This is a genomic window from Methylobacterium sp. 174MFSha1.1, assembly GCF_900116815.1.
Classification (GTDB): domain Bacteria; phylum Pseudomonadota; class Alphaproteobacteria; order Rhizobiales; family Beijerinckiaceae; genus Methylobacterium.
Map to the genome: position 1 here is coordinate 1 of NZ_FPCB01000041.1, position 25,224 is coordinate 25,224.

Annotated in this window: 22 protein-coding genes; 20 read left to right on the forward strand and 2 right to left on the reverse strand. The window is 71.0% G+C overall.

What is annotated here, in order from left to right; translation table 11 throughout:
• Positions 1-79 precede the first annotated feature (79 nt).
• The 7 genes from BM430_RS27960 (at position 80) to BM430_RS27990 (ending at position 7,019) form a co-directional block, all read left to right on the forward strand.
• Positions 80-846 (forward strand): IS5 family transposase gene (locus tag BM430_RS27960; RefSeq protein ID WP_093569542.1). Its coding sequence is split into 2 segments (ribosomal slippage): positions 80-428 and positions 428-846, totalling 768 coding nucleotides; the frame shifts between segments, so codons are not numbered across the junction.
• A 175-nt stretch (positions 847-1,021) separates the two neighbouring features.
• Positions 1,022-1,774 carry a S1 family peptidase gene (locus tag BM430_RS27965; RefSeq protein WP_093570510.1) on the forward strand — a complete coding sequence of 251 codons (753 nt, stop codon included), beginning with the start codon at positions 1,022-1,024 and terminating at the stop codon, positions 1,772-1,774.
• Positions 1,775-1,893: 119 nt separating this feature from the next.
• A complete protein-coding gene (locus BM430_RS27970) occupies positions 1,894-2,763 on the forward strand; it encodes a S1 family peptidase (RefSeq protein WP_093570511.1) in 870 nt (289 codons plus the stop codon).
• Between the two features lie 63 nt (positions 2,764-2,826).
• Entirely contained in the window at positions 2,827-3,216 is a 390-nt protein-coding gene (locus BM430_RS27975; protein WP_093570512.1) for a DoxX family protein, read from the forward strand.
• Positions 3,217-3,323: 107 nt separating this feature from the next.
• On the forward strand, positions 3,324-4,316 hold the full coding sequence (locus BM430_RS27980; protein WP_093570513.1) for a sensor histidine kinase: 993 nt from the start codon (positions 3,324-3,326) through the stop codon (positions 4,314-4,316).
• Between the two features lie 70 nt (positions 4,317-4,386).
• A complete protein-coding gene (locus tag BM430_RS27985; protein WP_093570514.1) occupies positions 4,387-4,815 on the forward strand; it encodes a SufE family protein in 429 nt (142 codons plus the stop codon).
• Positions 4,816-4,883: 68 nt separating this feature from the next.
• On the forward strand, positions 4,884-7,019 hold the full coding sequence (locus BM430_RS27990) for a S9 family peptidase (RefSeq protein ID WP_093570515.1): 2,136 nt from the start codon (positions 4,884-4,886) through the stop codon (positions 7,017-7,019).
• 213 nt (positions 7,020-7,232) lie between these two features.
• Here BM430_RS27990 and BM430_RS27995 read toward each other — a convergent pair whose 3' ends face one another.
• Positions 7,233-7,802: an HdeD family acid-resistance protein gene (locus BM430_RS27995; protein WP_244539693.1), complete on the reverse strand. Its 570-nt coding sequence runs from the start codon at positions 7,800-7,802 to the stop codon at positions 7,233-7,235.
• A gap of 347 nt (positions 7,803-8,149) precedes the next feature.
• On the opposite strand from BM430_RS27995, the gene BM430_RS28000 reads away from it, so the two are divergent.
• The 3 genes from BM430_RS28000 (at position 8,150) to BM430_RS28010 (ending at position 12,302) form a co-directional block, all read left to right on the forward strand.
• Positions 8,150-9,460: an HlyD family secretion protein gene (locus BM430_RS28000; protein ID WP_093570517.1), complete on the forward strand. Its 1,311-nt coding sequence runs from the start codon at positions 8,150-8,152 to the stop codon at positions 9,458-9,460.
• A gap of 135 nt (positions 9,461-9,595) precedes the next feature.
• Positions 9,596-11,131 (forward strand): DHA2 family efflux MFS transporter permease subunit, encoded by a 1,536-nt coding sequence (locus BM430_RS28005; protein WP_093570548.1) that lies wholly within the window; start codon positions 9,596-9,598, stop codon positions 11,129-11,131.
• Between the two features lie 238 nt (positions 11,132-11,369).
• Positions 11,370-12,302, forward strand: coding sequence for a cation diffusion facilitator family transporter (locus tag BM430_RS28010; RefSeq protein ID WP_093570518.1), 933 nt, complete (start codon positions 11,370-11,372; stop codon positions 12,300-12,302).
• A 127-nt stretch (positions 12,303-12,429) separates the two neighbouring features.
• Here BM430_RS28010 and BM430_RS34880 read toward each other — a convergent pair whose 3' ends face one another.
• The gene (locus BM430_RS34880) at positions 12,430-13,746 is read right to left on the reverse strand and encodes a transglycosylase SLT domain-containing protein (RefSeq protein ID WP_177303192.1); all 1,317 of its coding nucleotides are present in this window, start codon (positions 13,744-13,746) and stop codon (positions 12,430-12,432) included.
• A 340-nt stretch (positions 13,747-14,086) separates the two neighbouring features.
• Between BM430_RS34880 and BM430_RS28020 the strand changes: the two genes are divergently transcribed.
• The 10 genes from BM430_RS28020 (at position 14,087) to BM430_RS28065 (ending at position 25,184) form a co-directional block, all read left to right on the forward strand.
• Positions 14,087-15,277 carry an inositol-3-phosphate synthase gene (locus BM430_RS28020; protein ID WP_093570519.1) on the forward strand — a complete coding sequence of 397 codons (1,191 nt, stop codon included), beginning with the start codon at positions 14,087-14,089 and terminating at the stop codon, positions 15,275-15,277.
• Positions 15,278-15,279: 2 nt separating this feature from the next.
• Positions 15,280-16,221, forward strand: coding sequence for an HD domain-containing protein (locus BM430_RS28025; protein WP_093570520.1), 942 nt, complete (start codon positions 15,280-15,282; stop codon positions 16,219-16,221).
• A gap of 109 nt (positions 16,222-16,330) precedes the next feature.
• On the forward strand, positions 16,331-17,503 hold the full coding sequence (locus BM430_RS28030) for a class I SAM-dependent methyltransferase (RefSeq protein WP_093570521.1): 1,173 nt from the start codon (positions 16,331-16,333) through the stop codon (positions 17,501-17,503).
• A complete protein-coding gene (locus BM430_RS28035; protein WP_093570522.1) occupies positions 17,503-18,546 on the forward strand; it encodes a Gfo/Idh/MocA family protein in 1,044 nt (347 codons plus the stop codon). Before BM430_RS28030 ends, BM430_RS28035 begins: the two co-directional genes overlap by 1 nt.
• Before the next feature lie 24 nt (positions 18,547-18,570).
• Positions 18,571-20,127, forward strand: a complete 1,557-nt coding sequence (locus BM430_RS28040; RefSeq protein ID WP_244539691.1) for a YcaO-like family protein — start codon at positions 18,571-18,573, stop codon at positions 20,125-20,127.
• Positions 20,124-20,948, forward strand: a complete 825-nt coding sequence (locus tag BM430_RS28045; RefSeq protein ID WP_093570524.1) for a sugar phosphate isomerase/epimerase family protein — start codon at positions 20,124-20,126, stop codon at positions 20,946-20,948. Before BM430_RS28040 ends, BM430_RS28045 begins: the two co-directional genes overlap by 4 nt.
• Positions 20,945-22,180, forward strand: a complete 1,236-nt coding sequence (locus tag BM430_RS28050; protein ID WP_093570549.1) for a glycosyltransferase family 4 protein — start codon at positions 20,945-20,947, stop codon at positions 22,178-22,180. Before BM430_RS28045 ends, BM430_RS28050 begins: the two co-directional genes overlap by 4 nt.
• A gap of 311 nt (positions 22,181-22,491) precedes the next feature.
• Positions 22,492-23,241 (forward strand): PIG-L deacetylase family protein, encoded by a 750-nt coding sequence (locus BM430_RS28055; RefSeq protein ID WP_093570525.1) that lies wholly within the window; start codon positions 22,492-22,494, stop codon positions 23,239-23,241.
• Positions 23,238-23,867 (forward strand): uracil-DNA glycosylase, encoded by a 630-nt coding sequence (locus BM430_RS28060; RefSeq protein ID WP_093570526.1) that lies wholly within the window; start codon positions 23,238-23,240, stop codon positions 23,865-23,867. Before BM430_RS28055 ends, BM430_RS28060 begins: the two co-directional genes overlap by 4 nt.
• A gap of 168 nt (positions 23,868-24,035) precedes the next feature.
• Complete coding sequence (locus BM430_RS28065) at positions 24,036-25,184, forward strand: lysylphosphatidylglycerol synthase domain-containing protein (RefSeq protein ID WP_093570527.1); 1,149 nt, start codon at positions 24,036-24,038, stop codon at positions 25,182-25,184.
• The last annotated feature ends 40 nt before the right edge of the window (positions 25,185-25,224 follow it).

Consider the following 25,224-nt stretch of genomic DNA (forward strand, 5'->3'; position numbering starts at 1 on the left):
TAGGCTGTAGTGAGGAATTAATGAACACCAGCCTGGCGCAAGGTTGCGGTTGCTGATTGTGGCCGGAGGAGTTCCAGCCATGTCGCAAGATCCCGATGCCCTGACCGACGAGCAATGGGAGCGCCTGAAGGTGCTGGTTCCTGGCGGCCGGAAAGGAACACGCGGACGCCGCGCCGACAATCGGCGTTTTCTTGATGCGCTGCTCTGGATGGCCCGGTCGGGTGGCCGCTGGAAGGATCTTCCGGAGCGGCTTGGCAAACCCGACACGGTCAAGCGGCGCTATTACGACTGGATTGCCCGTGGTGTCTTGGACGAGATGCTGGATGTCCTGGCCCAGGAGGCTGATCTGGACTGGCTGATGCTGGACGCGACGATTGTGCGAGCGCACAGTCAGGCTGCGGGAGCGCGCAAGATTAAAGGGGGGCGGATGCCCAGGGCTTGGGTCGGTCACGCGGTGGTCTGACGACGAAGATCCATACGGCCACGGATGGTCTTGGCTTGCCTGTCCGGCTGATGGGCGGCCCTGGCCAGGAACACGACGTGACACGCGGTTGTGCGTTGCTTGACGGCTTCGAGCCTGGATCCGTGATCGCCGACAAAGGTTATGATGCGGACCGCTTGGTTGAGGTCGTGAGTGCGAGCGGCGCGACGGCGGTAATCCCACCGCGCCGCAACCGCAAAGTCGCACGTGAATTTGATCGCGATGTGTACAAGGAGCGCAACCAGATCGAGCGCTTCTTCAACAAGCTGAAGCAATTTCGGCGGGTGGCCACGCGCTATGACAAATTGCTTGCCAACTACATGGGCTTCGTCAAGCTCGCGGCCATCGCCATCTGGCTCAGATAGTTAATTCCTCACTACGGCCTAGATCATTAGAGGCGTCATCTATGCATGCGACAACGTTTTATGCAAGATTTTAGCTCGTGAAAAATAGTCCGCATCATTCCCGTCACCGCCCTGGACCTCCCACGCGCAATCGGGCAGGGCAGGGGCTTTCCGGCCCCGCCGAACCGAGAGCGCCGTGATCCGCCTGCATCTCCCGTTCCTCGCCGCCCTCCTCCTCGCCACCCCCGCCCACGCCGTCGTCGGCGGCACCGACGCCCCCGACGCGCCCCTCGCCCGCTCCAGCGTGATGGTGCTGTCCTCCCGCGGCGGGGTCTGCACCGGCATCGTGCTCGCCCGCGACGTGGTGCTCACCGCCGCCCATTGCGCCGCCCCCGGCGTCGAGCACCGGGTGCATTTTCGCGATGAATCAGGAGCGCCGGTCATGCTCGGAATCGCCGCCCGGGTGCTTCATCCGGGTTACGATGCGGGGGCCATCGCCGGGCGGCGGCGCTCGATCGATCTCGCGCTCCTGCGCACCGAGACGGCCCTGCCGGCCCGCTTCGTTCCGGCGAGCCTGACCGAGGCGCCGGTCGCCGCCGGCACGCCGCTGACCCTCGGCGGCTACGGCGTCGCCCGACCGGGGGACCACCGCAGCACCGGCACCTTCCGCACCGCGACCCTGCCGCTGGTCGAGCCCTACGGCCCGAGCCGCATCCTCGCCTGGCTGAAGGGACCGGCGGCGTCGGGCGCCTGCGAGGGCGATTCGGGCGGGCCGATCGTGACGGCGGGCGGAGGCGTGCTCGCGGTGACCACCTGGTCGAGCGGGGCCGGCAAGGGACCGGGCAAGTCCTCGTGCGGCGGCGTCTCGCAGGGTGTGCTGGTCGGGCCGCAGCGGGCGTGGATCGCCCGCACGACTGGCGCCTGGGGGGTCGAGGCGCGCTGGGAGTGACGCGGATCCCGCCCCGCTCACGGCTTCGTTCCCGCGGCGGGCCGGTGCCGGTGCGGAACCACACCCTTCGCGCGAGACTTCACTTGTCGAGCGTGGCCGCACGCTTCTAGGGTGGTCCCATGCGCGTCTCTCCGTCCCGCCTCCGTCCCACCTTGGCCGCCCTCGCGGTGGCCGCGCCCCTCGGCCTGTGGAGCGGCGCCGCTGGCGCCGTGGTCCGGGGCGAGGTGACCCGCGATCCCGACGGCCTGCGCGGCTCGGTAGTTCGGATCGAGAGCACCACCGGCGAGATGTGCTCCGGCTCGCTCATCGGCCCCGACCTCGTCCTCACCGCGGCCCATTGCGTGATGCGCAAGGCTGGCTACTGGATCGTGGTCGTCGACCGCAACTTCCGCCAGCGCCGCCTGCGGGCGATCGCGGCGGCGATGCACCCGGATTTCGTGCCCGGCACCACGCCCGAGACCCAGCCCGGCACCGACCTCGCCATCCTGAAGCTCAGCGAGCGCCTTGGCCCTGATTTCCGGCCCCTCGACACCCGCTACGGCGGCGAGATCCCGCAGGGCGACAATGTGGCCATCGCCGGCTACGGCGTGGTGGCGGAGAACCGGCGCGGCAGCGCCCGGGTGCTGCGCCAGGCCCGCCTCGTCTCGCTCGGCGAGCTGCAGGTCGCCAACACCGTGACGGTGGTGGCCGACCGCTCAACCCTGGCCGAGACCGCCGGCGCCGGCGCCTGCCTCGGCGATTCCGGCGGGCCGATCCTGCGGGCTGCTCCCGGCGGCTACCAGCTCGTCGGCGTGGTGAGCTGGTCGAGCGGCGCCGCCCAGCAGGGCCGGGTCCGCACCGCCTGCGGCGGCTTCACCGCCGTGACGCCGATCGGCCAGCATGCGAGCTGGATCAACGCCCGCGCCGCCGAGCTCGCCCGCTTCGAGCCCGGCGAGGCGATGCCGGTGGGCACTCGTCCCAACCGGGCGGACTGGACCGGGGGGCGCTAACGGAAGCTTGACTGTTCCACGGCCACGCTCTCCAACGGGCTCCGACCAATCCGGAGAGTCCCGATGAGCCAAGCCGTCTTCAGCCTCGCCCGCCTCCTCGTCGTCGTGCTGTTCTGCGTCTCCGGCGCCCAGAAGCTGATGAACCCGGCCGGCGTCGTGGCCGCGGTCTCGAGCAAGGGCCTGCCCTACCCGGAGGTGCTGGCCTGGCTCACCATCGCGGCCGAGCTCGGCCTCGGCCTCCTGATCGCGCTGGGCTTCTACGCGCGCGCGGCGTCCGTGCTGCTCGCCGTCTTCACCCTCGCGACGATCGTGTTTTTCCACAACTTCTGGACGATGTCGGGCGATGCGTTCCGCATGAACCAGATCCAGGCGATGAAGAACCTGTCGATCGTCGGCGGCCTCCTGATGATCGCCGCCGCCGGTCCCGGCCGCTTCGCCCTCAACCGGCGCTGAGCACGGGACTTTTTTGTCCGGCCGTCGCGCCGGAACGGCGCCGCGCCCGGTACGTTGACCGCCCCTGAAGGCGCGCGATCGGCGCCGTCGAGGAGTGGTTGAGGGGCATGGCCGCGGACACGACATTGCCGGACGCGGCGTTCCGCAGCTTCGCCGAGGGCGCGGGGCTGATGATCTGGCGCGCCGACCCAGAGGCGCGCCTTATCTACGTCAACCCGTGCTGGACGGCGTTTCGCGGCCGCGCGGTCGAGGACGAGCTCGGCCACGGCTGGAAGGACGGCCTGCACCCGCAAGACCGGGACGCGCACGAGGCCGGTCTCGCGGCGGCCTACGCCAAGCGCCGGCCGCACAGCGCCGAGTACCGCTTACGCCGCCACGACGGCGCGTTCCGGTGGATCCACGGCCACGCCTACCCGCTGCACGAGGGCGACGCCTTCACGGGCTTCGCCGGCTCCTGCTTTGACATCACCGAGCGCAAGGAGGCCGAGGAGCACGCCGCCCGGGCGATGGCCGAGCAGGAGGCGCTGCTGGCCGAAATCTACCACCGGGTGCGCAACAACCTGCAGGTCACGGTGAGCCTGATCGGGCTCTACGGCCGCGCCGCGGCGGCGCCCTGCCGCCCGGCCTTCGACGCACTCGGCCAGCGGGTGCGGGCGATCGCCCTGGTGCAGCAGCACCTGCACGAGGCGCCGCAGATCGCCAGCGTCGACCTCGCCGAGTACCTGACGCGCCTCGCGGAAGGACTAGGGCAGTTGCGCCGGGCCGGGCGCATCACGGTGACGGTCGAGGCCGGACGCACGGCGCTCCTGGAGCCGCGCCGGGTCAACGCGCTCGGCATGATCGTGGCCGAGATCGTCGCCGAATGCCTCGACGGCACTGACGAGGCGGCCGCTTGCGTCACCCGGGTCGAGGTGCCGGCGGGCTCGGACACCGATCCGGTGCGGGTGCGGATCACCTCCGGCGGCGTCGCCGGCGAGCCGCCGGCGGGCGTGCCGCGGATCGGTCCCCGCCTGATCGCGGCCTATGCGGGCCAGGCCGAGATCGCGGTCTCGGGCACCGGCACCCCGGAATCGCCGCTCGAACTGACGCTGCCGGCCTGAGGCGGTGGCGGGTGGGCCCCCGCCCGCCTATATGCCGGGTCTCGATTCTCCCACGATTCCCCCGGGTCCCATGCTGCCGCCCATCGACGAGATCGTCTCCAACTTCGAGTTCCTGGACGAGTGGGACGACCGCCATCACTACCTGATGGAACTCGGCCGCAAGCTGCCGCCCCTGCCCGAGGAGGCCCACAACGAGGCCAACCGGGTGCGCGGCTGCGTCAGCCAGGTCTGGCTCGAGACGCTTGTCGACCGCTCCGGCCCGGAGCCGCGGCTGCACTTCCTCGGCGACAGCGACGCCCACATCACCAAGGGCGTGGTCGCGGTGCTGATCGCGTTCTTCGACGGCCGGACCGCCACCGATGCCGCCCGGGCCGACGCCCTCGGGCTGTTCCAGAAGCTCGGCCTCTCCGAGCACCTGACGGCGCAACGCTCGAACGGCGCCCGGGCGATGATGGACCGCATCCGCGCCGATGCCGAGGGTGTCGCGGCCGCGGCCTAGGCCACCCTTGCGGCGGCGGCCCCGGGACGGCACATCGGTGCCTCGACCGCCACCTCCCGGGGAGCCGCATGACCCTTCGCCTGAGCCCGCCCGCCGCCGCGCCGACGGCGCCCGTCCGGCCCGTCACCGTCACGGTCCACGGCCGCGCGGTGACCGACCCCTATGCCTGGCTCAAGGCGGAGAACTGGAAGGACGTGCTGAAGGACCCCACCGCCCTGCCGGCGGAGATCCGCGACCTCCTGACCGCCGAGAACGCCTATTCGGACGCCGCGCTCGCCGGCACGAAGGCCCTGCGCGAGACCCTGGTCGCCGAGATGCGCGGGCGCATCCGCGAGGATGACGGCAGCGTGCCGGACCTCGACGGTCCCTTCGCCTACTACACCCGCTACCGCGAGGGCGGGCAGCACCCGCTGGTCTGCCGCCGCCCGGCCGATCGCGTCGCCCCCGGCCTCGTCGGGGATCTCGCGGGCGAGGGTGAGGAGATCCTGATCGACGGCGACCGGGAAGGGGAGGGGCACGCCTTCTTCAGCCTGGAGGGCGCGACGCATTCCGACGACCACGCGCTGGTCGCCTGGAGCGCCGACACCAAGGGCTCCGAACTCTACACCATCCGGGTCCGCGACCTCGCGACGGGGACGGACCGCGAGGACCAGGTGCTCGCCACCACCGGCGACGTGGTGTGGAGCGCCGACGGCAAGGCGTTCTGGTATGTCGCGGTCGACGAGAACCATCGCCCCGCGACCGTGATGCTGCACCGCCTCGGCACGCCGCAGAGCGACGACGACACGATCTACGAGGAGGGCGACGCGGGCTTCTTCGTCGGCATCGGCGAGACCCAGTCCGGCGCCTACCTGGTGGTGACGGCGAACGACCACGAGACCTCCGAGGTCCACCTCGCGGAGCGTGCCACGCCCTTCGCGCCCCTGCGCGTCGTGGCGCCGCGGGAGCACAAGCTGATCTACTCGGTCGAGCACCGGGGCGACGAATTGTTCGTCCTCACCAACGCCGACGGCGCCGAGGACTTCAAGATCGCGGTGGCGCCGCTCGACCGTCCGGGCCGGGCCCACTGGCGCGACCTGATCCCGCACCGGGCCGGCGTGATGATCCGGTTCCAGCACGTGCTCGCCCGCCACCTCGTACGGCTCGAACTGGAGAATGCCCGGCCGCGCCTGATCGTGCGCGACGCCGAGAGCGGCGCCGAGCACACGGTCGCCTTCGCGGAGGAGGCCTATTCCCTCGGCCTCTCGCCGGGCCACGCCTTCGACACGGATCTCATCCGCTTCACCTACTCGTCGATGACGACGCCGGCGGAGACCTACGACTACCACGCGACGACCCGCGAGCGGACCTTGCGCAAGCGCCAGGACGTGCCGAGCGGCCACGACCCGGCTTCCTACGTCACAAGGCGCCTGTTCGCGACCGCGCCGGACGGGGAGCAGGTGCCGGTCTCGCTGCTGCACCGGCGCGATACGCCGCTCGACGGCACCGCGCCGCTCCTCCTCTACGGCTACGGCTCCTACGGCTCGCTGATGTCGGCGGCCTTCCGCACCAACCCGCTCTCACTGGTCGACCGCGGCTTCGTCTACGCCATCGCGCATGTCCGCGGCGGCACCGAGAAGGGTTGGCGCTGGTACCTCGACGGCAAGCGCGAGAAGAAGCCCAACACCTTCACGGATTTCGTCGCCTGCGCGCGCGCGCTGATCGAGGCGCGCTACACCGGCGCCGGCCGCATCGTCGCCCATGGCGGCAGCGCCGGCGGCATGCTGATGGGGGCGGTGGCGAACCTCGCGCCGGAGCTCTTCGCCGGCATCGTCGCCGACGTGCCCTTCGTCGACGTGCTCAACACCATGCTCGACGGCGACCTGCCGCTCACCCCGCCGGAATGGCCCGAATGGGGCAACCCGGGCGCCGACTTCCAGGCCTTCGAGACCATCCTGTCCTACTCGCCCTACGACAACGTCGCGGCGAAGGCCTACCCGGCGATCCTGGCGCTCGGCGGCCTCACCGACCCGCGGGTGACCTACTGGGAGCCGGCGAAGTGGGTCGCGCGCCTGCGCGCCACGATGACCGGGGGCGGGCCGGTGCTCCTGCGCACCAACATGGAGGCCGGCCACGGCGGGGCGGCGGGTCGGTTCGACCGGCTGGAGGAGGTGGCGCTGATCTACGCCTTCGCGCTGGCGGCGGTGGGAGCGGAGGCGGCGTAGCGTTCCTGAACCCTCCCCCCTCTGCGGGGGAGGGTGCCCCGCTGCGAGTGCGAAGCACTCGTGCGCGGGGCGGGAGAGGGGACCACGCTTCCGAATAGACCTGAACCGTCCTGAAGGGCGCTTCCTGAATCAGCGTCGCGCTGCCCCTCTCCCGGCCCCTGCTGACGCAGGGACCACCCTCCCCCGCAGAGGGGGGAGGGTTTTGGCGTCGCATCACACCGTCCGCATCGTCCCGCCCGGCGCGCCCGTCCCGACGAACCGGCTGCGCGGCCGGAAGGCGAGGATCAGCATGAACACCCCGAAGGCGATGGCGTAGCCGCCCATCCAGTAAGTCAGGACCAGGAGCGACAGGACCGGGCTGGCGATCAGCGCCACCGCGAACAGCACCGAGAGTACCCCGCCGATCGCCAGCCACCAGCGGCCATGATCGAGGTGGAGCCGGAACGCCGCGGCGATCATCAGGCCGCCGGTTACCAGCGCCCAGGCGGCGATGAGGTAGATGAAGGCGACGAGCGTGCTGCCCGGCATCAGGAAGGCGAGCACGCCGACCAGGATGTTGAGGAGGCCGGCGGCGAGCAGGTAGCCCCAGCGCTCGTGCCGTTCCGCCGCCCGCACCGCCGCCACGATCTCGGCGATGCCGTCGACCAGCATGTAGGCCGAGAAGAAGATCACCAGGGTCAGCAGCGTGGCGCCGGGCGCGATCAGCGCCACGATCCCGAACAGGATCGCGAAGGCGCCCCGCAACGCGATCAGCCACCAGTTGCGGGCGAGCACCGCGCTCATCGCGGTGAGACGCGCGAGCGGATCGGGCGGGGAGCCGTAGGGGGACGAACCGGCCGGATTGGTATTGGGCAACGGCGTACCAGTACTCATGGCAGCATCCTCCGGGACGACGCGCAGTGGGCTGTCGCGAAAGGCCCCGCTCTTCATGGCTCAACGTCCGCCGAGCGTAGCCGTTCCCTGGATCGTCGATGAGCCGAGTCCCACGGACGACGCGGGGCCGGGTTTCATCCCGGTCAGCCGCAGAGTTTTTTGCCGCACTGCGGAACTCGTGCCGTCGCCCCGGCGTCTTCCAGGCCGAGGCGGGCGCCTTGCCCGGTCCGGTCGGACCGTCGCGCGGAATTCACGACATGCTGGACGATCAGTCGCGGGCGGAGGCCCCAGTCGGGCGGGACGCGCCGGCGCCCGTCGTGGCGCGGCAAGACCCGACGAGACGAGACTCGCTGAGACAAGAGTCTGCGGGGCAAGATTCTTCGGGGCAGGACTCGGCGCGCGACGAGAATACGCGCGCCCTGCGGGAGAACACCCGCGCCCTGCGCGAGCACACGCCGCAGGACGAGGCCGAGGGCAAGGCCAAGGACTCCGACGGCAAGGACTCCGACGACCAGGAGGACGACGGCAAGCAGAAGAAGCCGGGCCTGATCAAGCGTCATCCGCTCTGGTTCGTCCTCGGCGCGGTCGTGCTGCTGCTGGCGGCGGCCGGCGGCTACTGGTACTGGCTCACCTTCGTCCATCCCTACGAGAGCACCGACGACGCCTTCGTCGATGCGCGCCAGTTCGCGGTCTCGCCGAAGGTGTCGGGCTACGTGACCGCCGTGCCGGTGACCGACAACCAGCACGTCGAGGCCGGCGCGGTGCTGTTCCAGATCGACACCCGCGACTACGAGGTGGCGCTCCAGCAGGCGCGCGCGCAGGTCCAGTCGGCCCAGGCCCAGATCCAGGGCTTCGAGGCGCAGATCCAGGCGCAACAGGGCAGCATCCAGGAGGCCAAGGCCCAGGTCGAGCAGGCAAAGGCCGCGCTGCAATTCGCCAAGCAGGACGCCGCCCGCTACCAGGATCTCGCCCAGCGCGGCGCCGGCTCGGTGCAGCAATCGCAGCAATCGACCTCGAACCTGCAGCAGCAGCAGGCGAATGTCGACCGCACGAGCGCCGCCGTGACGGTGGCGCAGCGCCAGATCGGCTCGCTGCAGGCCCAGAAGGCCGGCGCCGAGGCGAGCCTCGCCCAGGCGCGCGCCCAGGAGGCGCAGGCCCGGCTGAACCTCGCCTACACGACCGTGACGACCGCTCAAGGAGGCCGGGTGGTGCGCCTCACAGGCGCCGTCGGGCAGTTCGCCCAGGCCGGCCAGGCCCTCAGCATGTTCGTGCCCGACGACATCTGGGTCACGGCGAACTTCAAGGAGACCCAGATCACCGACATGCGGCCCGGCCAGTCGGTCGATGTCGAGATCGACGCCTATCCGGACCACAAGATCACCGGCAAGGTCGCCTCGGTGCAGCCGGGCTCGGGCACCGCCTTCAGCCTGCTGCCGGCCGAGAACGCCACCGGCAACTACGTCAAGGTGGTGCAGCGCGTGCCGGTGAAGATCACGGTCGAGAACTGGCCGCAGGACGTCTCGATCGGCCCCGGCATGTCGATCGTGCCGACGGTGCGCGTCCGCTAAGATTGTTCTTTTGTCGCAGATTCTCGCCGCAAAACCGGCGGCCACTTTTGCGAAATCTGCTCAGGAGATCATGCTGTGAGCGGTCAGAACCCCGCCGACAGCGCCGCCGGCGACCACAACCCGTGGATCATCGCCATGGTGGTGGCGATCGCCACCTTCATGGAGGTGCTCGACACCACGATCGCCAACGTGGCTTTGCGCTACATCTCGGGCGGCCTCGCGGTCGGCCCCGACGAGGCGGCCTGGGTGGTGACGAGCTACCTCGTCGCCAACGCGATCGTGCTCACCGCCTCGAGCTTCCTCGCCAAGCGCTACGGCCGCAAGGCGTTCTTCATGGCGGCGATCGCGCTCTTCACGGTGTCGTCGATCCTGTGCGGCTTCGCCTGGAGCCTCGAATCGCTGCTGTTCTTCCGGGTGCTCCAGGGCCTCGGCGGCGGCGGGATGGCGCCGCTGGCGCAATCGATCCTGGCGGATTCCTTCCCGCCGGAGAAGCGCGGCCAGGCCTTCGCCCTCTACGGCGTCGCCATCGTGGTGGCCCCCGTGGTCGGGCCGACGCTGGGCGGCTGGCTCTCCGACCAGTATTCCTGGCACTGGTGCTTCCTCATCAACGCGCCGGTCGGCGCCATCGCGTTGTTCCTGATCTGGTGGCTGGTGCAGGACCCGAAATCGGCGATCGAGGAGCGGAAGCGCCTGCGCCGCGAGGGCGTGCGCTTCGACATCGTCGGCTTCGTCCTGGTGGCGACCTTCCTGGGCTCGCTCGAGGTCGTCCTCGACGAGGGCCAGCGCAAGGACTGGTTCGGCTCGACCCTGATCATCGTCTTCGCCTGCCTGACGGTCCTGTCCTTCGTGGCGATGATCCCGTGGGAATTGAAGCACAAGAACCCGGTCATCGACCTGCGCCTGCTCGGCCAGCGCCAGTTCGGCTCCTGCTTCCTGGTGATGCTCGCCACCGGCGCCATCCTGATCGCGACCACGCAGTTCCTGCCGCAGCTCCTTCAGGACTATTTCGGCTACACCGCCACCTGGGCCGGCCTCGCCCTGTCGCCCGGCGGCGTCGTCACCTGCCTGATGATGTTCGTGATCGGCCGCGTCTCCGGATACGTCCAGCCGAAATACCTCATCGCCACCGGCGCCACCATCATCGCCTTCGCGATGGTTGATCTCACCAACCTCTACGGCGACCTCAACTTCGGCTTCTTCGTCTGGTCGCGCGTCTATATCGGCATCGGCCTGCCGATGATCTTCCTGTCGATCACCGCCGCCTCCTACGAGGGGATCACCAAGGACCAGACCGACCAGGCCTCGGCGCTGATCAACGTCGCGCGCAACGTCGGCGGCTCGATGGGGGTGTCCCTCGCCCAGAACATCCTGGCCTATCGCCAGCAATTCCACACCAGCCGGCTCGTCGAGCACGTCGTCCCCACGGAGCCGGCCTACCAGGAGACCTTGCGCGCCGCGACGCAGTTCTTCTCCACCCGCGGCGCCAGCACGGTCGACGCGCAGAACCAGGCCGTCGCCTGGATCGGCCAGCAGGTCCAGACCCAGTCCGCCTTCCTCGCCTATATCGACGTGTTCTGGGCGCTCGCCCTGGTCTCGGCCTGCGCGGTGCCGCTCGCGATGATCCTCAAGACCGTGAAGCGGGGCGGAGCGGCGCCGGCCGGGGGGCATTGAGGGCGGGTCCGTCTCCCCACCACGGTTCCGACGACCCTGTACGTCATCCCGGGGCCGCGAAAGCGGAACCCGGGATCCATAACCGCCGACGTCCGAGAATGAGGCGGAGCATCGGTCGCACCATTCTGCCCTGTCGGCGGTTATGGATCCCGGGTTCTCGCCTTCGGCGAGCCCCGGGATGACACTGAGGGTGCCAACAGCGCCGGCTCGAAGCTTACAGATCCAGGATACGAACACCTTGGCCCCATCGGGATCGAAGCTCGTCGTCTACGCCGCGCTCGCCGGCAACCTCGCCATCGCGGTCACCAAGCTCGCGGCCGCCTCCTATACCGGGTCGGGGGCGATGTTCACGGAAGCCGTCCATTCCTTCGTCGATACCGGCAACCAGGGCCTGCTGCTCTACGGGATGCGGCGCGCCGCCCGCCCGGCCGACGACAGCCATAATTTCGGGCACGGGCTGGAGCTGTACTTCTGGTCCTTCGTCGTCGCGCTGCTGATCTTCACCCTCGGCGGCGCCTATGCGGTCTACGAGGGCGTCGAGAAGCTGCACCATCCCGAGCCGACGACGGCGCCCTGGGTCAATGTCGGGGTGATCGTGCTGTCGGGCGTCTTCGAGGGGCTGTCGTTCCGCACCGCGCGCCGCGAGATGCGGGCGCGCTTCGCCCGGGAATCGCTCTGGACGGCGGTGACCCGCAGCAAGGATCCGAGCACCTTCGCGATCATCCTGGAGGACGGGGCGGCGCTGATCGGCCTGGGCCTCGCCCTCGTCGGCGTGGTCGCCAGCGGCTTCCTCGGCTGGCCGCAGGGCGACGGCGTCGCCTCGGTGGCGATCGGCTGCCTGCTCATCGCCACTGCGGGCGTGCTGTTTCGCGAGACCCGCAGCCTGCTGACCGGCGAGAGCGCCTCGCCGCGGGTGATCGCGCAGGCGAGCGAGATCCTCGCGGCCGATCCCCGGGTGGTGCGGATCGAGCGGATGCGCAGCCTGCAGCTCGGCCCCGGCACGGTGCTGCTCGCCGTCACCCTCGACCTCGCCCCGGACCTCTCCGGCGAGGACCTGCGCCGCGCCACCGCCGATCTGCGCGATGCGATCCGCCGCGGGCTGCCGGGGGTCGCCCACCTGTATTTCCAGCTGCCGGCGCGGGAGCACGAGGCGGCTCGGAACGTCGGTTAAAAAATCCCGAACGGGCCGGAACCGGCCGCCACATCCCGGGTTATCGCAGTGTCCCGAGGCGCCGGGCCGTCCTTCCCGTGCGCCGTGCCCCTGGCCGCTTCGCTCACAATGAGGCCCGGGGAGGGAATCAAGGCAGTTGGCTCAGGGCCGCGGGCGGGGCATCGCTCGGGCGCCGGACGTCGATCTGCTCGGCGAAAGCCGCGACCGGCTGATACAGGCCGAGGCGCTGATCGATCATGCCGTCGAGCCGGTCATAGACCTCGGCGACGGTCAGGCTGCGCGTCTTCCGGCCCTCGCGGCGGAAGAAGAGGCTGCGATTGGCCTTGGCCGCCGCGCGAAACGAGGCCTGGGCCGGCTGGTGCGGCTTCTCCGCCGTCAATTCCATGAACTTGCCGGCGCTCGCGGCACCCAGGAAATGGGCGAAGTAGCATTCCGTCGTCGTGAGGTCGCGCCCGAGGCGCTGCTCGACGCGGCTGCGGTCGCGCTTCATCATCTCGCCGGCCATCAGGCTCGCCGCGTAGGGGTCGCGCCGCAGGGCCAGGACCCGGCGCCGGTCGGCCTCCTTGAGGACCACCAGCGTGCCGCCGCGCTTCTCGATCAGCTCGGCTTCCGCCGAGTATCCGTGCTTGGCGCCGAAGCTGCGCAGGAGTTCGAGCCACGTGCCGGTGAGGAACTGGAACAGTCCCTCCGCCGTCGAGGTCGCGGCCCGGACGCTCGGCTGGAAGCTCGATTCCTTGTCGGCCAGCGCCATCAGGTAGACCGGATCGGTCTCGGTCTCGCGGGCGGCCCGCACGATCGTCGCGACCAGGGCCTGCGGCACCTTCTTGTCGCCGAAGACCACCAGGCCGTCCTGGGTCACTTCCGGGAGGGCCATGACCTCCGGCAAGTCGATCTCGACGGACGGGGAAGCCTCCCGGGACAGGGCAGCCTCCCCGGACAGGGCAGCCTCCCGAAGGGGCGCGTCCTCCCGGGGCGGGGCGGCCAGGGCGCCGGGTGCGTCGTCGCCCGCGGACTTGTCGTCGCTCGGGCGCGCCTCGGTCCGCATCTCCAGCGTCGCCCGCATCTCTTCGCGCAGGCGTTCGAGGTCGTCGCGGATCAGGGCCGTCGTGCTCGGGGTCTCCTCGGCGAGGGCCGGGCCGGGCCAGTCCGGCATCAGGCCGCGGGATGCCGCGGCGGGCCGGGGGGCGGAGAAATCGATCCGGTCATGCGCTTCCGCCGCCGGGGCGACGGCGTCCTGCGGCAGGCAGGCCGCGAAGGCGACGCCGACGGCGAGCGCTGCAGCGGCCTTGCGGCTCAGCGAGGCGGCCAGGGACAGGGCCCGGCCGCGCGCTCCGGAATGGTGGCCTTCGCGGGCATCGAGCCAGCGGATGGTGTCGGTGCCCGTCTCGGGCACGAGTCGGCCAGCGTCGTCGGCGCAGGGCGCCGGCTCCGGGTAAACCCCCATCTCCAACCTTTTGTCCTTGGCGCGGGTCCGGTCCTGGGGCCGCGCCGTGTTTCGTGCTTCGCTCGCCGGCACCTCTGGCCGTCCGGTGTGTCCAGAATGGGACGAGGCCGCGGCGAGCCCTGAGGCCATTTTGCGGCACCGGTTCCCTCCGGATGGTTAACGAGACGTCGCCGAAGGCCACGTCGGGCGCTCCTGCCGACCGCGTGGGCGCAAAAAAATCGCGCATGCGTCGGAACCAAATACTCCCCTGGGCATTTCCAGTCGCCACGCGGAGTGGGCGAACGATTGCCCCGGCGCCCCGCCCGGGGTCCGCGGGCCATGAAGAGGACAAACCCTACCGATGAGCATGCAGCCCGGTCGGCGCGTTGGCGTCGCTTTCGTCGGCATGGGTGGGGCTGTCGCCACCACCGCCATCGCCGGCATCGAGATGATCAAGTCCGGTTCGAATCGTCTCGACGGTCTGCCCCTTGCGGGCCACGCGGTGGCCGGAATGGTCGGGTACAAGGATCTCGTCTTCGGCGGCTGGGACCTCAACGGCGACGACCTCGGCGCCGCGGCGGCCGGCCACGGCGTGCTCACCAAGCAGGATATCGAGAACGGCGCCCAGGTCCTCAAGGGCATGAAGCCGTGGCCGGCGGTCGGCAGCGCCAAGTTCTGCAAGAACATCGACGGCGGCAACCGCATCGTCGCCAAGGACCACCGCGAGGCGGTCGATTGCATCGCCGACGACCTCAAGCGCTTCCGCGAGGAATCGGGCGTCGACGACGTGGTGGTCGTCAACCTTGCCTCGACCGAGCGCTGGCCCGACCTCGACGACCCGACGCTGAACTCCGCCGCCGCCTTCGAGCGCGGGCTCGATTCGAGCGACGAGGCGATCAGCCCGGCGATGCTCTACGCCTATGCGGCGATCAAGAACGGCATCCCCTACGCCAACTTCACCCCGTCGGTCGCCGCCGACGTGCCGGCGCTCGTCGATCTCGCCAAGCAGATGAACGTCCCGGTCGCCGGCAAGGACGGCAAGACCGGCCAGACGATGATGAAGACGGTGCTGGCCCCGGCGCTCAAGTCGCGGGCGCTCCACGTCGACGGCTGGTTCTCGACCAACATCCTCGGCAACCGCGACGGCCTGGCGCTGAACGACAAGGACTCGCTCCAGTCCAAGCTCAACACCAAGGGCACGGTGCTGGATTCGATCCTCGGCTATCCCGTCGAGGATCACCTGGTCCACATCCACTACTACCGCCCGCGCGGCGACGACAAGGAGGCCTGGGACAACATCGACGTCACCGGCTTCCTCGGCCAGCGGATGCAGATCAAGATCAACTTCCTGTGCAAGGACTCGATCCTGGCCGCTCCCCTGGTGATCGAGATCGCCCGCGTCCTCGACCTCGCCAAGAAGCGCGGCGACGGCGGCGTGCAGGAGCAGCTGTCGCTGTTCTTCAAGGCGCCGATGGTCAAGAACGGCCACGGCCCCGAGCACGCCTTCGGCGCGCAGGAGCGCATGCTGCTCGACTGGCTCGGCGTCCACTGAGGATGGCCGACAGTCAAGCTCCCATCAACCAGGTTGCGGCGGGCGGGGCTCAGGCCCCGCTCTCCCAGCGCGAGCTCCTCGTCGAGCTCAACGACATCAAGCGCGTCCGGTCCGCCGGGCGCGACGGCTCGATCGCCGAGCGGCTCTTCCTCCAGGCCTGGTCGGCGCTGACGGGCGGGGCCGACCCGGAGGCGCTCGCCCTCGACATCACCGCCAAGGCGCTCGCCGCTTCCCGCCTCGGCGACCTCGACGCCGCTTTTCTCAGCCTCGCCGGCCTCTCGCAGACCCAAGCCTCCGCCGTGCTGGTGCGGGGCTTCGACGAGGTGGCGGGCCCGCTCGATCCGGCCCTCGCCGGGCGTCTGCGCGCCTGCCTCGCCGCGCCGCGGGACTGGACGCCCGGTCCCCTGCCGCATTTCGCGCTGCTCCAGGCCGACCAGCCGCGCGCCGGCGTCACCTGCCCGGGCAAGCCGCGCATCCTGCTCGAGCCGCCGGAGAACCACGCCGAGCATTGCCTCGTGGTGGCGGTCTACGGCGTGGCCCTGAGCCCGTTCTACGGCGCCGACCCGACGACGGTGTTCGTGGCGGCGCTGGCCCACCACCTGCACAACGCGCTGATGCCGGATGCCGGCTTCACCGGCGAGATCCTGCTCGGCGACCACCTCGATGCGGTGATCGCCGGATTGAGCGAGCGGGCGCTCGCCGAGCTGGATGCGCCGTTGCGGGACGTAGTCGCCTCAGCGCGAAAAATCCTGGCGGATGATCGCACGGCCGAGGGCCGCGCCTTCCACGCCGCCGACGTGATCGACCGGGTGCTGCAGATCGCCCAGCACCTGCGGGCGGCCTCGCTCACCATGGACACGGTGCTGGGCGAGATGGCGCTGGTCCATGACGGCCCGGTCAAGGATTTTCACGATCGGGTGCTCGCCGACATGCAGTTGCCGTGAGGATCGGGCCGGACGTCCTCGGGTGTCCGCACCTCCTTGGGCGTCCGCGCCCGCGCTCTATCTCACGTCAGAGCCTGCTCTCGGGTGGGCGCCGCGAGGAAACGCATCCGTGATCCCGTTCGGGCTCCTCTCGCCGGTCACCGGCGAGGCGCTGCACCACGACACGCCCCACTCCCTGCGCGAGGGCAAGCGCGGCCCGCGCTGGCCGGTGGTCGACGGCATTCCCTACCTGCGGGTCGGCCGCGACGGCTTGATCGGCGAAGTGCTGGGCCATCTCGACAAGGGCGCGCCCGGCCACGCCCTCGAACTCCTCCTCGCCGACCAGGACGATTGGTGGACCGGCCCGAAGGCCGATCCGGCGGTCCTGCGCGACCTCGTGCGCGAGATGAAATACGTCAACTTGCGCGAGGCCTGCGCCCGGCTCGGCTGGGGCCGGGTCGGCGACTACTTCGTCCATCGCTGGACCGACCCGACCTACCTCGCCGGCCTCGCCCTGCTGGAGGCGCACTGGAACAAGCCGCTTTGCGCCTTCGAGCTCGCCTGCGGCATCGGCCATTACCTGCGCGAGTTGCAGGGGCGGGGGGTGCGGGTGTCGGGCGGAGACGTGGTCTTCGCCAAGCTCTGGGTCGCCCGCCACTGGGTCGCCGGGCAGCGGCCGTTCCTCGTCTGCTTCGACGCCGCCGGCCCACACTGGCCGATCGACCAGGCGCCCGTCGATCTCGTGATGTGCCACGACGCATTCTATTTCCTCCCCGAGAAGGCCCGCATCCTCGAAGCCCTGCGCAGGACCGCCGGCGAGGAGGGATGGCTGGCGCTGAGCCACGTCCACAACAGCGCCCGGCCCGGCTTCTCGTCCGGCCACGCGGTCTCCGCGGCCGAGATCGCGGAGCTGTTTCCCGACGGGCTCGTCTACGACGACGACGAGCTGACCCGGGCGCTGGTGGAGGCCCGCGCCCCTGTCCCGGCCGAGCCGGCCGCCCTCGACCATGTCGAAGCCTTCTCGGTCGTCTGCGGCCCCGGGATGCGCCCGGCGCCCCGGCCCCTCGTCGATGGCCTCACCCTGCCGCGGGAGGGTGCGCTGTTGCGGCTCAACCCGCTCTACGCGCCCGATCCGGCTGGGGGGTACGCGATCGCCTGGCCGTCCGAGCGCTACCGCGACGAATACGCCGCCCGCGCCACCTACCCGATGCAGTCCGAGGGGCCCGAGACCCTGGAGGCGACACCTGAGACCATCCAACGCGCCCGCATCCGCGAGTTCGTCGACCTGCCGGAGCGGTGGTGATGTCGGAGTCGATCGGCTGGGGCATCGTCGGGTTCGGCTGGGTCGCCCGGGACTTCATGGCGCCGGCGATCCGGGCCGCCGGGCACCGCCTCGTCGCCATCTGCGACCCCGGTGCGGAGGCGCGGGAGGCCGCGCTGGCCCTTGGCGCGCGGGGGCACGCCGACCTCGCCGGGCTGCTGGCCGAGCCGGAGGTCGAGGCGGTCTACGTCGCGACGCCCAACCACCTCCATCGCGGCGCCGTCGAGGCGCTGGCCGAAGCCGGCAAGGCGATCCTGTGCGAGAAGCCGATGGCCGCCTCACTCGCCGACGCCGAGGCGATGGCGGCTTCGGTGGCACGCACCGGCGCGCTCTACGGCACCGCCTTCGACCAGCGCCACCACCCGGCCCACCGCCTGCTCCGCGACGAGATCCGCGCCGGGCGCGTCGGCACCGTCACCGGCGTGCGCATCGTCTATGCCTGCTGGCTCGACCGCGGCTGGACGGCGATTCCCGGACAGCAGAACTGGCGCATCGACCAGGCCCAGGCCGGCGGCGGCGCGCTGATGGACCTCGCCCCCCACGGCCTCGACCTGACCGACTTCCTCCTCGATGAGCCGATCCTCGACGTCACCGCGCTGACCCAGGCGAGGGCGCAGGACTACGCCGTCGACGACGGCGCGCTCCTCATCGGCCGGACCGGCTCGGGTGTGCTGGCGAGCCTGCACGTCGCCTACAATTGCCCTGACGCGCTGCCGCGCCGGCGCCTGGAGATCGTGGGCACCAGGGGCCTGCTGGTCGCGCAGAACACGATGGGCCAGGAGGCGGGCGGGAGCGTCACCTTCACCGACGGCAAGACCGGCGAGACGGTTCCGCTCGCCTTCGACACCACGGCCTCGCCGTTCCTGGAGCAGGTGCGGGCCTTCGGGCGCTCACTTCGCGATCCCGGCGGGCGCGACGCCTGGTCGGCCGCGCGCGACCTGCACACGATGCGGCTGCTCGCCCGCGCCTACGCCGCCTCTCCCTCGCATTTGCCTGCCCCATCCCCCGCCGCGCCGGCCGCCTGACGGCCCCGAGGAGTGTCACCGCTCGTGGACAGACCCGCCGCACCCCGCCCCTACTCGTACGGCTCGAGCCGCGTCATCGAAGGGCTGCCCGAGCGCCTGCCGGATGCGGCCTTAGCCTATCTCGACGTGCTGCCGCCGGGCCGGATCGTCGGCTTTCCCCTGGCGCCCCTCGACCGGACCGGGGTGCCGTGCTGGTTCGTGTCGCTGTTCCTGGACGATCCGTACTTCGTCGGCGCGATGCCGAGCGGCATCGGCTACGGCGCCACCGACGACGAGGCGATCATCGGCTCGGTGGCCGAGATCGCCGAGAATCTGATGCCGAGCCTGGCGCTGATCCCGCGCAAGAAGGAGCGCGGCAGCTACCACGACCTCGTGCGGGTGTTCGGCGCGAATTCCGTCGCCGATCCGCTCACCCTCGGCCTGCCGGCGGGCAGCCCCGTGGACCGCGACACCGTGCTCGAATGGACCGGCACGGTGCGGGCGCGGACCGGCGAGACGGTGCTGATGCCGCTCGACCTCGCGGCGACCGACTATTTCGAGCTGTCGCCGGGCTACCAGCCCTTCACCAACCTCATCACCAACGGGCTCGGCGCCGGTCCGGACGTGGAGTTCGCCCTCGGGCACGGCCTGCTCGAACTCCTGCAGCGCGACGGCAACGGCCTCCTGTTCCGCGCCCTCGACCAGGGCGTGATGCTCGACGTGTCAGAAGGCTTGGGCCCCGAGACGAGGGGAATGCTCGACCGGCTGGAGGCCCTGGGCATCCGCGCGATGCCGAAATTCGCCACCGACCAGTTCGGCTTCACCAACGTCTACTGCGTCGGCTACGACCTGGACGCCTCCCGGGCGCCCGCGCCGATCGCCCTCTCGGCCTGCGGCGAGGCCTGCGACCCCGACCGCGAGCGGGCTCTGCGCAAGGCGATCCTGGAATTCCAGGCCGCCCGGGTGCGCAAGACCTTCGGCCACGGCCCCCTGGATCTCGCCCGCTCGATCACCCCGCCGGGCTACGTCGACGCCTTCATCGAGACGGCTTTGCCGAGCCTCGACCTGGAGGAGGGGAGGGCGCTCGCCGCGATGCTCGACTGGATCGACAAGCCGGCCGAGACCCTGCGGGGCTTCCTCGCGCAGACCGTCTATTCCGAGCGCTCCACCAAGCGCTTCACCGACCTGCCGACGCAGGCCGCACCCACGGGCCAGGATCGCGGGCGCATCGCCCGGGAGCGGCTCGAGGCGGAAGGGTTCGACGTTCTGTACGTCGATGCCTCGCCGCCCGGCGGCGGTGTCGGCATCGTCAAGGCGATCGTGCCGGGTCTCGAGGTCGAGACCATGAGCTACTACCGCATCGGCGAGCGCAACACGCGAAAGCTCATCGAGCGCGACCACCCGCTGATCCGCTTCGGGGAGGCGAGCGAATCTTTGCGGCCGGTGCGCCTGACGCCCGAGGCGCTGGAGCGCTTCGGCGGCCAGCCGCTGTTCGACGTGGCGCTGGCCGACGCGATCGTCGGCCCGCTCTATCCGCTCTACCGCGAGCCGGAATCGCACCACGCGCCGTTCCGGCTGGAGCGCCGGGGGAGGGCGGCATGACACTCCGCTTCGCCTACAACACCAACGGGGCGGCCAACCACCGCCTCGACGACGCGCTGAGCCTCATCGCCGATGCGGGCTATGACGGCGTCGCGCTGACCCTCGACATCCACCACCTCGACCCCTTCGCCGAGGACTGGGCGCAGGCCGCCGAGCGGGTGCGCGGCCGGCTCTACGGCTTGGGGCTCGGCTCGGTGATCGAGACCGGCGCCCGCTTCCTCCTCGACCCGCGCGCCAAGCACGAGCCGACCCTGGTGACGGCCGATCCCGCCGGCCGCGCCCGCCGGGTCGCGTTCCTGCACCGGGCGGTCGACATCGCGGCGATCCTCGGCTCGGAGGCGGTGTCGTTCTGGGCCGGCGTCCCGAAACCCGGAATCGATCCGGCGGAGGCCCGGACCTGGCTGCGGGACGGTCTCGACCAGGTCGTCGCCTACGCGACCGAGCGCCGGGTCGTGGCGGCGCTCGAGCCCGAGCCCGGCATGCTGGTCGAGACGCTGGACGATTACGCCGCCCTCGACGTGCACGGTCTCCACTTGGCGCTGGATACCGGCCACTGCCTGGTGACGCAGGAGCGCGAGCCCACCGCAGCGGTCAAGGACTTCGCCGACCGGCTCGGCACGGTGGCGATCGAGGACATGGCGCGGGGGATTCACATCCACCTGCCCTTCGGCGAGGGCGACATGGACGTGCCGGGCGTGCTCGACGCGCTGGAGGCGATCGACTTCCAAAAACTCGTCTGCGTCGAGCTGTCCCGCGAGAGCCACCGGGCCGACCGGATGATCCCGGATTCGCTCCGCTACCTCCGGGAGTGCCGCCGATGAGGATCTGTTTCGTCAGCCGCCGCTACTTCCCGGCGATCTCGGGCATGAGCGTCTACGCCCAGAACCTGCTGCGCGAGCTCGCCGGCGCCGGCCACGACGTGACGATGGTGAGCCAGTACCGGGGCGACGCCTTCGGCACCAAGGTCTATGGCGGCGGCCCGCCGCCGCCGGTGCCCGGCGTGCGGGTGGTCGGCCTCGAACAGATCGGCGAGCAGGAGAGCGGCGATTTCGAGCGCGACATCGCCACGATGGTCGAGACGATCGCGGCCGAGCACGCGCGAAAGCCCTTCGACGTGCTGCACGCGCAGTACGGCTATCCCACGGGCTTCGCCACGCTGATCGCCTCGCAACGCCTGGGCGTGCCGAACGTCGTCTCGATCCAGGGCGGCGACGGCCACTGGGTCGGTTCGTGCTGCGAGACCCACCGCCTCGCCATGGTGCGTGTGCTCGCCCACGCCAACGCGCTGCTGATCGGTGGGCGCTCCTTCGTGGCCGAGGTCTGCGACCGGCTCGGCAGCGATCTCGATCGCTTCACCATCGTGCCGGGCGCCGTCGACACCGCGCGCTTCCGCCCGCCTGAAGGATGGACGCCGGGCGACGCCGCCGATCCGGTGCGGCTGTTCTATCACGGCCGGGTCGACCGCCGGAAAGGCGTGCTCGACTTCCTCGATAGTTTAAGCCTGCTGCGCCTGCGCGGCACGCCGTTTTCGGCGATCATCTCCGGCATCGGCCCCGACGTGGAGCCGGCCCGCGCGCTTGCCGCCGATCTCGGCTTCTCGGAGGCGGACGTCCGCTTCACCGGCTACGCCGAGTACGACGCGGTGCCGGGCCTCTACGCAATGGGCGACGTGTTCGTCTCGCCCACCTACGCGGAAGGGTTCTCCAACACGATCCTGGAGGCGATGGCGGCGGGGCAGGCGGTGGTCTCGACCCATTCGGTCGGCGTCTCCGACTGCCTGCGCGACGAGGAGAACGGGCTGATGGTTCAGCCCGGCGACGTGCCGGCCTTGGCGGACGCCCTCCACCGGATCATCACCGATCGCCCCTTGCGCGCCCGCTTGGCGGCGGCGGCCCTGGAGGAGTGCCGGCGGGTCTATTCCTGGCAGGCGGTGGGGCGGCAGATCATGGAGGTCTACGCCGCGGTGAAGGACGAACGGCCGGACTTAGGCTTCGATCCGGACCTGCCGCACGACCCGGGCTGCCGCTTCCGGGCGGAGCCGCACCTGTTGTGAGGCACCGGGAGCGCGACCTGATGGTGTTTACGCCCGGGTCGCGCTCATCTCTCTCCCCGCGAGCGAAGGGCTGTTCGGGGAAAGGAATGCGCGGGTTTCCCCTCCCCCCTCTGCGGGGGAGGGTGCCCCACGGAGTGGGGCGGGAGAGAGGACCGCGACGGCGCAGGATGTGGCGCCCTTCATGACGGTTGCGACTTCTCCGGAAGCGGCGTCCCCTCTCCCGACCCCCGCTGACGCGGGGGCCACCCTCCCCCGCAGAGGGGGGAGGGGGAAACCTGCGCTCTACTGGTTGCTTTAGATTAAGTGAGTCGATGCCCACAGCCCTCGCCCTCTCGCCTCATCTCGACGACGCCGCCTTCTCCTGCGGCGGCACCCTGGCGCAGCTCGCGCACGGGGGCTGGCGGGTGGTGATGGTGACGCTGCTCACCGCAAGCGTCCCCGATCCGGCCGGCTTCGCGCTGGCCTGCCAGCTCGACAAGGGGCTCGGGCCGGAGGTCGACTACATGGCGTTGCGCCGCGACGAGGACCGGGCGGCCGCCGACGCCCTCGGGATCAACCCGCCGGTCCACGTCGCGCTCCGGGAGGCGCCGCATCGCGGCTACGCCTCGGCGCCCGAGCTCTTCGCCGGGACCCGGCCCGACGATCCGCTCGCCGACGACCTCGCCCCGGTCCTCGCCCGCCTGATGGACGAGGCCGCGCCCGACCTGCTGCTCGCCCCCCAAGGGGTGGGCGGCCACGTCGACCACGTCCAGCTGGTCCGCGCGCTCATCGCCCTCGCCCCGGCCTGCCCGGTCCTGTGGTGGCGCGACTTTCCCTACACCGTGCGCCATCCCGACCCGAAGGAGCCCTTCCGCGACACCTTCGCGAGCCTCCCCGCGATCACCGTGCGCCTGTCTCCGGACGAGGAGGCGGCCAAGCACGCGGCCTGTGCTGCCTATGCGAGCCAGATCGGCTTCCAGTTCGGCGGTCCCGACGGCCTCGCCGAGCGATTGGACGCGGAGGGCGCCCGCGAGCATTTCCGCCTCGCCGGCGCCGTGCCGGACGGGCTCACCCTCGCGTGAGCGACGGGCCGGCCGTTCCGAAGAGTCTGGCCGATCCCGGTGCCGTCGCTTCGCGCCACGCCCTCGTCGCGGCGAGCCCCCACCTCGCTCCCCTGCGCCGCCTCGCTGAGCGGATCCGGGCCGAGCAGGACCGGCCGGTGCCCGAGGCCGATCCCCTCGACGGCGGCGTGAAGGCCCGCCTGCTGCTGCTGCTCGAAACGCCCGGCCCGGCGACCGGCCGCACCGCCTTCGTCTCCCGCGACAACCCGACCGGCACCGCCGCCAACCTGTTCCGGTTCTTAAGGCAGGCCGGCATCCCCCGCGGCGACACCCTGATCTGGAACGCCGTGCCGTGGGTGATCCACGCCCCCGGCGCCCGCAACCGGGCGCCGCGGACCGGGGAGATCCGGGCGGCCCGGGCCTACCTGCCGCCGCTCGTCGCCCTGATGCCGGACCTCGCGGTCGTCGTCCTGTCCGGCCGGGTCTCCCAGACGCTCGCGCCCGATCTCTCCGATCTGCGTCCCGGCCTGCCGGTGGTGGCGATCCCGCATCCGAGCCCGACCTATGTCTGCACCAGCCCCCTGGTTGCCCAGCGCATCAGTGCCGGCCTCGCCGAGGCGGCCCGCCACCTCGGACTCGCCGGCTGATGGCGGAGTGCCGCATGGTCCGTCTGGTCATTCGCCGGCAGAGGGCCTACATGGCCCCTCATGCGAGCGGGGCTCGGTCGGAGTGCCGCCGGGCACCCATGTGCGCGAGCCTGGCCGCGATCGGCCGCGGGCTCGCGCCGGCGACCAGCGGGGTCTGACGCCGACGCGATGAATTTCGCCACGCAGGACAACAACCTCGCGCAGGCCAAGCCCCTGCGCGACGGCGGCGCCGGGACGCCGCGCGACGAGGACCCCGCCGGACAGGATCCGGGCCGCGAACCCGCGCCTCAAGACCCGCAGCAGGACCCTCAGCAGGACCCACTTGCCGCGCGCCAGGCCCGCCACCGGCGCCGCTACGCCTGGATCGGCACGCTCGCCAGCGTGGTGCTGTTCGTCATCTCCCTCGGGGTGCTGGGCAAGCTCGTCTCCACCGTCACCTGGGCCGAGCTGCGCACCGCCTTCCTGGCGGCGACGCCGAACCAGATCGGGGTGGCCATCGCGCTCGTGGTGGTGAGCTACCTGTTCCTCACCTGCTACGACGCCCTGGCCCTGCGCCAGCTCAAGCTGAAGGTGCCCTACCGCACCACCGCGCTCGCCTCCTTCACCAGCTACGCGGTGAGCTTCAACCTCGGCTTCCCGCTGCTCACCGCCGGCACGGTGCGCTACTGGATCTATTCGGGCCAGGGCCTGAGCCCCGGGCGCATCGCGGCGCTCACCATCGTCGCCGGCTTCACCTTCTGGCTCGGCATGGGGGCGGTGCTCGGCATCAGCCTGATCCGCGAGGCCGAGCCGCTCTCGCACCTCACCTATACGAGCGTCCTGTTCAACCAGGGGCTCGGCCTCGCGACGCTGGCCGCGGTGGTCGCCTATCTCGCCTGGGTCTCGGTCAAGCGCCGCAGCGTCAAGGTGCGGGGATGGCGCCTGGAACTGCCGGGCCTCAAGCTGTCCTTGAGCCAGATGCTGGTCGGCGCCGGCGACGTCTGCGCGGCGGCCGGCGTGCTCTACGTGCTGCTGCCGGCCGGCCACGGCGTGAGCTTCGAGGCCTTCGTGGCGATCTATGTGCTGGCCGCGATGCTCGGCATCGCCAGCCACGCGCCGGGCGGGCTCGGGGTGTTCGAGGCCACGGTGCTGCTCGCCCTCTCCGGCCTGCCGCGGGAATCGGTCCTCGGCGCGCTGCTGCTGTTCCGGGTCTGCTACTACCTGATCCCGTTCGTGGTGGCGCTCGCGGCGCTCGGCGCCTATGAGATCGCCAAGCGGGCGCGCCTCACCCCGCGGGAGGCGCCCGACGATGATGCCGAGAGCGACCCGACGCCCTGACGCCGCCGGCTCGCTCGACGACGCGCCGCCCGACGATCCG

What these genes read in the sequence shown, in the direction of transcription:
- BM430_RS27975 (WP_093570512.1), top strand. Translation starts at nt 2,827, where the DNA reads ATGAGCCAAGCCGTCTTCAGCCTCGCCCGCCTCCTCGTCGTCGTGCTG.
- BM430_RS27970 (WP_093570511.1), top strand. Translation starts at nt 1,894, where the DNA reads ATGCGCGTCTCTCCGTCCCGCCTCCGTCCCACCTTGGCCGCCCTCGCG.
- BM430_RS28000 (WP_093570517.1), top strand. Translation starts at nt 8,150, where the DNA reads ATGCTGGACGATCAGTCGCGGGCGGAGGCCCCAGTCGGGCGGGACGCG.
- BM430_RS27995 (WP_244539693.1), bottom strand. Translation starts at nt 7,802, where the DNA reads ATGAGCGCGGTGCTCGCCCGCAACTGGTGGCTGATCGCGTTGCGGGGC.
- BM430_RS34880 (WP_177303192.1), bottom strand. Translation starts at nt 13,746, where the DNA reads ATGGGGGTTTACCCGGAGCCGGCGCCCTGCGCCGACGACGCTGGCCGA.
- BM430_RS28020 (WP_093570519.1), top strand. Translation starts at nt 14,087, where the DNA reads ATGAGCATGCAGCCCGGTCGGCGCGTTGGCGTCGCTTTCGTCGGCATG.
- BM430_RS28005 (WP_093570548.1), top strand. Translation starts at nt 9,596, where the DNA reads ATGGTGGTGGCGATCGCCACCTTCATGGAGGTGCTCGACACCACGATC.
- BM430_RS28065 (WP_093570527.1), top strand. Translation starts at nt 24,036, where the DNA reads ATGAATTTCGCCACGCAGGACAACAACCTCGCGCAGGCCAAGCCCCTG.
- BM430_RS27990 (WP_093570515.1), top strand. Translation starts at nt 4,884, where the DNA reads ATGACCCTTCGCCTGAGCCCGCCCGCCGCCGCGCCGACGGCGCCCGTC.
- BM430_RS27980 (WP_093570513.1), top strand. Translation starts at nt 3,324, where the DNA reads ATGGCCGCGGACACGACATTGCCGGACGCGGCGTTCCGCAGCTTCGCC.
- BM430_RS28045 (WP_093570524.1), top strand. Translation starts at nt 20,124, where the DNA reads ATGACACTCCGCTTCGCCTACAACACCAACGGGGCGGCCAACCACCGC.
- BM430_RS28035 (WP_093570522.1), top strand. Translation starts at nt 17,503, where the DNA reads ATGTCGGAGTCGATCGGCTGGGGCATCGTCGGGTTCGGCTGGGTCGCC.
- BM430_RS27985 (WP_093570514.1), top strand. Translation starts at nt 4,387, where the DNA reads ATGCTGCCGCCCATCGACGAGATCGTCTCCAACTTCGAGTTCCTGGAC.
- BM430_RS28055 (WP_093570525.1), top strand. Translation starts at nt 22,492, where the DNA reads ATGCCCACAGCCCTCGCCCTCTCGCCTCATCTCGACGACGCCGCCTTC.
- BM430_RS28050 (WP_093570549.1), top strand. Translation starts at nt 20,945, where the DNA reads ATGAGGATCTGTTTCGTCAGCCGCCGCTACTTCCCGGCGATCTCGGGC.
- BM430_RS28025 (WP_093570520.1), top strand. Translation starts at nt 15,280, where the DNA reads ATGGCCGACAGTCAAGCTCCCATCAACCAGGTTGCGGCGGGCGGGGCT.